Here is a 6,027-nt window from a genome sequence, read left to right on the forward strand (position 1 = left end):
CCAATCACCTCGCTCGCATGGATCCTAGTCCTGGCCCAGCCGGGCCGTGACGAAGCGGTCTCTTCTGGTGAGGTCCTGGCGAAGGCGCACATCACGCCAGCCGTTGTCCTCGGGGAACGTCAGATAGACCGCTCTGCCCTGCTCGTCGGCGTGCTCGACCGCCACCCAGCCGCCCGGCCGCAGCAGGCGGCGGGCCGTGCGCTCGACCGCGCGGACCTCGCCGAGCCCGTCGTCGCCGGAGCCGTACAGCGCCCTGGAGGGATCGTAGTGACGCACCTCGGGGTCACGCGGGATCGCGCCGGGCGGGATGTACGGCGGGTTGGAGATGACCAGGTCGACCTTGCCGTTGAGCTCGGGCAGCGCCTCCGCGAGGTCCTCCGGGTGGAGGTGGGTGCGGCCCTGGCCGAGCTCGGAGATGTTGCGCTTGGCCCATGTGTACGCCTCGGGATCGACCTCCACGGCGTGGACCTCGGCCAGCGCCACCTCCTGGGCGATCGAGAGCGCGATCGCGCCAGAGCCGGTGCCGAGGTCGACCACGAGCGGGGCGGTCACGTCCATCGCGCGCAGCGTCTCGATGGCCCAGCCCGCCACCACCTCGGTCTCGGGCCGCGGCACGAACACGCCGGGCCCGACCGCGAGCTCCAGGTAGCGGAAGTAGGCGTGCCCGGTGATGTGCTGCAGCGGCTCGCGGGCCTCGCGCCTGGCGACGCCCTCCCAGAACAGCGCGTCGAAGTCGGCGTCCTTGACCGTGTGGAGCTCGCTTCTGCGCACGCCGTGGACGAACGCCGCGATCTCCTCAGCGTCGGTGCGCGGTGAGGGAACACCTGCCTCGGCCAGCCGGGCGGTGGCGAGGGCGATCTCGTCCAGCAGAAATGTCATGAGTGTTGTGCGAGCTTCTCCGCCATCTCGGCGTCGATGAGGGCCTGGGTGACGGCGTTGAGCTCGCCGTCGAGAACCTGGTCGAGGTTATACGCCTTGAAGCCGACCCGGTGGTCGGAGATGCGGTTTTCCGGGAAGTTGTAGGTGCGTACGCGCTCGGAGCGGTCGACCGTGCGGACCTGCGACTTGCGCTCGGCCTGCGCGGCGGCCTCGGCCTGCTCCTGCGCGATGGCCAGCAGCCGGGCACGCAGGATGCGCAGGGCCGACTCCTTGTTCTGGAGCTGGCTCTTCTCGTTCTGGCACGAGACGACCACGCCGGTGGGCAGGTGGGTGATGCGGACCGCCGAGTCGGTGGTGTTGACGCTCTGGCCGCCGGGGCCGCTGGAGCGGTAGACGTCGATGCGCAGGTCGTTGGGGTCGATCTGGACGTCGACCTCCTCCGCCTCCGGGTAGACGAGCACGCCCGCGGCGCTGGTGTGGATGCGGCCCTGCGACTCGGTGACGGGCACCCGCTGCACGCGGTGGACGCCGCCCTCGTACTTGAGCCTGGACCACACGCCCTCGTCGCCCTTGGCCCTGATGCCGACCGTGACGTCTTTGTAGCCGCCCAGGTCGGAGGGCTGGCTGTCGATGATCTCGGTCTTCCAGCCGAGGCGCTCGGCGTACCTCAGGTACATCCGCAGCAGGTCGCCCGCGAACAGCGCGGACTCCTCGCCGCCCTCGCCCGCCTTGATCTCCATGATGATGTCCTTGTCATCGTTGGGATCGCGCGGGATGAGCAGGTGCCTGAGCTTCTCCTCCAGCTGGGGGATGCGCTCCTCGATCTCGGCGGCCTCGGCCGCGAACGCCTCGTCCTCACCGGCCAGCTCCTTGGCGGCGCCGAGGTCCTCGCGGGCCGAATCGAGCTCGCGGTACGTGCCGACGATCGGCGTGAGCTGCGAGTAGCGCTTGCCCAGGGTGCGAGCCTTGCTCTGGTCGGCGTGCACGGCGGGATCGGCGAGCTGCAGCTCCAGCTCGGAATACTCCTTGAGCAACTCGTCGAGGTTCACCGTGCGTCCTTACGTTTGAGTTCGGCTGAGGTCGGCCTTCACCAACAACGCCGACCCGGCGCACGGGAGTGCGTCCGGGTCGGCGTCGGTGAAGCTAGTTGCCCGTGGCCTTCTTGCCGAAGCGCTTCTCGAAGCGAGCCACCCGGCCGCCGGTGTCGAGGATCTTCTGCTTGCCGGTGTAGAACGGGTGGCAGGCAGAGCACACGTCGGCGTGGATGACGCCGTTCTTCGCGGTGCTACGGGTGGTGAACGTGTTACCGCAGGAGCAGGACACCTGCGTCACGTGATATTCAGGGTGGATGTCGCGCTTCATCGCTGTCCTTTCGGGGTGCGGCCGCCGGGTCGCCTTCACGCACGGCGTGAACCGGAACCGCTAAATGGTCAGCTACCAGTGTGCCAGATCGTCCAACCATCCCAGGCCATCGCGCATTCCCGTCAGCGGCCCAGATATGTCAGAACCGCGAGCACGCGGCGGTGATCCTCCGGCGCGGGCCCGAGGGCCAGTTTGGCAAAAATGCCGGAGATATGTTTTTCCACGGCACCTTCCGTGACGACCAGCCTGGTGGCGATGGCGGTGTTGGAGCGGCCCTCGGCCATCAGGGCGAGCACCTCGCGCTCGCGGGGCGAGAGCGAGTCGAGCGGAGCGCCTCGGCGCTGGCGACTCAATAACTGCACGACGACCTCGGAGTCGATGACCGTGCCGCCGGCCGCCACCTGACGCACCGCCTCCAGGAACTCGGCCACGTCGGCCACCCGCTCCTTCAGCAGGTAGCCGACGGCCTTGCCGATGAGGTCTCCCGCGTAGCGCTCCTCGACGTACTGCGAGAGGACCAGGATCGGGAAGTCGGGTACGGCCGCGCGCACCTGCAGCGCCGCCCGCAGGCCCTCGTCGGTGTGGGTCGGCGGCATGCGTACGTCGACGATCGCCAGGTCGGGCTCGTGTTCCAGCACCGCGGACACCAGCGCGGACCCGTCCGAGACGGCCGCGACGGTCTCGATGCCGCCGTCGGCGAGCAGGCGGGCGAGACCCTCACGCAGCAGTACGGAGTCCTCGGCGATGACCACGCGCATGGCCACATGACTACCATTCGCAGCGCGCCTGCGCACGGGAGAGCCCGGACGGACCGGCTACCACTCGCAGGGAAGCTCCGCTCGGACCAGCGTGGGGCCGCCCAGGGGGCTGTGCAGGACGAGCACGCCGTCGATGGTGGCCGCCCGGTCGGCCAGCCCGGACAGGCCGCCGCCCGCGCAGACGACCGCGCCGCCGATGCCGTTGTCCCACACGTCGACGACCACGCCGCGGTGGTCCCTGACCACCGCGACCGACGCCTCGGTGGCGCCGGAGTGCTTGGCCATGTTGGTCAGCGTCTCGGCCACGATGAAGTACGCGATGCTCTCGACCGCAGCGGGAGGCCGTTCGCCCAGCTCGACGGAGACGTCCACGCGGACGGGCGCCCGCGCGGCCAGCCCCGACAGGGCCGCGTCCAGGCCGCGGTCGCTCAGGATGGCCGGATGGATGCCCCTGGCCAGGTTGCGCAGCTCGGCGATGGCCGCCTTCGTGCCGGCGTGGGCCTGGGCGATGAGCATCCTGGCCTCCTCGGGCGCGTCGTCGAACTTCGACTGAGCCCGCCCCAGGTCCACCGCCACCGACAGCAGCCGCTGCTGCGCGCCGTCGTGCAGGTCGCGCTCTATCCTGCGCCGTTCCGCCTCGGCCGCGTCGATCCCCCTGGCCCTGCTGGCCCGCAGCCGCTCCTCCTGGCTGCCGCCGAGCAGGACGCTCGCCAGCGTCCCGTGCAGCCAGGCCATCCCCCGCACCAGGTACGCCGCCAGCACGAACAGCAGCGCCCCGAACATCGCGGCCACGAAGGCGCCCGGCCAGCTGTCGATGGTCAGCTCGCTGTGAAGGCCCGTCGCCACCCACAGAGACATCAGGATGGGCTGGATGAGCAGCATGGCCGACACCATCCACAGGACCATGGACAGGGCCGTCTCGACCAGGCCGAGCGGGAGCAGCATCAGCAGGTAGCCCAGGTCCTGCCAGGTGGCCGCGTCCGCCAGCAGCCACCGGAGATGCGCGCCCAGCCCGCGTTCCGGCCTGGTGTGGTACGGGTCGTCTATCTTGACGCCGAACGCCGCGTGCATCAGCCGCCGCTCCAGCATCGCCCCGCCGCGCCACATCAGCACCGTCGCCATCACCAGCGGCACGCCCACCCAGACGACCGTCAGCGTGAGGGAGACGGGCAGGGCCACGGACAGCACGACGAACCAGCCGAGCCCGAGCCACCCGGTGACCAGCAGGTACGGCGCCGCCCGCCACGTCATCGGGTCGACCACGATGCCCAGGGGGCCCTTGGGACCTAACGGAACACGGTCCTTCAACGCGACTGATGGCATGTCCCCAGAGTGCACGCAAGAAGGGCCGAGGTGAATGTGGGAGGCTCCGTCGTCGAGGTAGGGCTAACCCCCGCTCCGGTACTCCGACGAACCCCCGCCTCGCCACACATGCGCGTCCCGGCGCCGCACAGAGCGCGACCCGGTGTGAACGGAAAAGGGGCGGCAAGGGAGAAACCCCTGCCGCCCCTTTAGTACCAGGAGCCGCTAGTCGCGGTCGTTGCTCACCGTGGTCTTCTGGACCTGCAGGAGGAACTCCGCGTTGGACTTGGTCTCCTTCATCTTCTCCAGCAGCAGCTCGAGCGCCTGCTGCATGTCCAGAGCGTGCAGCACCCGCCGCAGCTTCCAGACGATCTGGAGCTCGTCCTTGCCCATGAGGATCTCTTCCTTACGCGTGCCGGACGCGTCCACGTCCACCGCGGGGAAGATCCGCTTGTCGGCCAAGGAGCGGTTGAGCTTGAGCTCGGCGTTGCCGGTGCCCTTGAACTCCTCGAAGATGACCTCGTCCATCTTGGACCCGGTCTCGACCAGGGCCGTGGCGAGGATCGTCAGCGAGCCGCCGTTCTCGATGTTGCGCGCGGCGCCGAAGAACCGCTTGGGCGGGTAGAGCGCCGTGGAGTCGACACCACCCGACAGGATGCGGCCGGACGCCGGGGCCGCCAGGTTGTAGGCGCGGCCGAGGCGGGTGATCGAGTCGAGCAGGACGACCACGTCGTGGCCCAGCTCCACCAGGCGCTTGGCCCGCTCGATGGCGAGCTCGGCGACCGTGGTGTGGTCCTCGGCGGGACGGTCGAAGGTCGAGTGGATGACCTCGCCCTTGACCGACCGCTGCATGTCGGTGACCTCTTCAGGCCGCTCGTCCACGAGCACGACCATCAGGTGGCACTCGGGGTTGTTACGGGTGATCGCGTTGGCGATGGCCTGCAGCACCATCGTCTTACCGGCCTTGGGCGGCGAGACGATGAGGCCGCGCTGGCCCTTGCCGATCGGCGAGACGAGGTCGATGATCCGCGTGGTCAGGATGTTCGGCTCGGTCTCGAGGCGCAGGCGCTCCTGCGGGTAGAGCGGCGTCAGCTTGTTGAAGTCGGGCCGGTTGCGGGCCTGCTCCGGGTCCATGCCGTTGACGGTGTCGAGGCGGACCAGGGCGTTGAACTTCTCGCGCCGCTCACCGTCGCGGGGCTGCCTGACGGCGCCGGTGATGACGTCGCCCTTGCGCAGGCCGTTGCGGCGGATCTGGGCCAGCGAGACGTAGACGTCGTTGCTGCCCGGCAGGTAGCCGCTGGTCCTGACGAACGCGTAGTTGTCGAGGATGTCGAGGATGCCGGCGATCGGGATGAGCACGTCGTCGTCGCCGATGACGGGCTCGCCGCCCTCGAAGCGGTCGCGACCACGGCCGCGGTTGCGCTCCCTGAAGCGGCCCCTGCGGCCACGGCCACCACGGTCGTCGTCGTCCCCGCCCCGCTGGTCGCCCCGCTGGTCGCCGCGCTGGTCACCGCGCTGGTCACCGCGCTGGTCGCCTCGGCCGCCCGAGTCGGCGACGCGCTCGCGCTGCTGCTCGCCACGCCCGCCGTCGCGGCTGCTCTCAGGACGGCCGCCCTCACCGCGGTCGCTGCCCGAACGGTCACTGCTGCTCGAGCGGTCACTGCTGCTCGAGCGGTCACTGCTGCTCGAGCGGTCACTGCTGCTCGAGCGGTCACTGCTGCTCGAG

6 protein-coding genes are annotated in these 6,027 nt (G+C 69.8%); all 6 read right to left on the bottom strand.

Features of this window, described 5'->3' with window-relative positions:
- Positions 1-24: 24 nt before the first annotated feature.
- Complete coding sequence (prmC, locus tag AB0J09_RS19455; RefSeq protein WP_360692472.1) at positions 25-879, bottom strand: peptide chain release factor N(5)-glutamine methyltransferase; 855 nt, start codon at positions 877-879, stop codon at positions 25-27.
- On the bottom strand, positions 876-1,928 hold the full coding sequence (gene prfA, locus AB0J09_RS19460) for a peptide chain release factor 1 (protein WP_360692475.1): 1,053 nt from the start codon (positions 1,926-1,928) through the stop codon (positions 876-878). The genes prmC and prfA overlap by 4 nt, the downstream gene beginning before the upstream one ends.
- A 94-nt stretch (positions 1,929-2,022) precedes the next feature.
- Positions 2,023-2,241 carry a 50S ribosomal protein L31 gene (gene rpmE, locus AB0J09_RS19465; protein WP_360692478.1) on the bottom strand — a complete coding sequence of 73 codons (219 nt, stop codon included), beginning with the start codon at positions 2,239-2,241 and terminating at the stop codon, positions 2,023-2,025.
- Between the two features lie 122 nt (positions 2,242-2,363).
- Complete coding sequence (locus AB0J09_RS19470) at positions 2,364-2,999, bottom strand: response regulator transcription factor (RefSeq protein ID WP_360692481.1); 636 nt, start codon at positions 2,997-2,999, stop codon at positions 2,364-2,366.
- 57 nt (positions 3,000-3,056) lie between these two features.
- Entirely contained in the window at positions 3,057-4,322 is a 1,266-nt protein-coding gene (locus AB0J09_RS19475) for a sensor domain-containing protein (RefSeq protein WP_360692484.1), read from the bottom strand.
- Positions 4,323-4,526: 204 nt separating this feature from the next.
- The coding region (rho, locus tag AB0J09_RS19480) for a transcription termination factor Rho (protein WP_360692487.1) at positions 4,527-6,027 on the bottom strand (1,501 nt) is incomplete at its 5' end.

Source organism: Nonomuraea sp. NPDC049784 (assembly GCF_040659615.1).
GTDB lineage: Bacteria > Actinomycetota > Actinomycetes > Streptosporangiales > Streptosporangiaceae > Nonomuraea.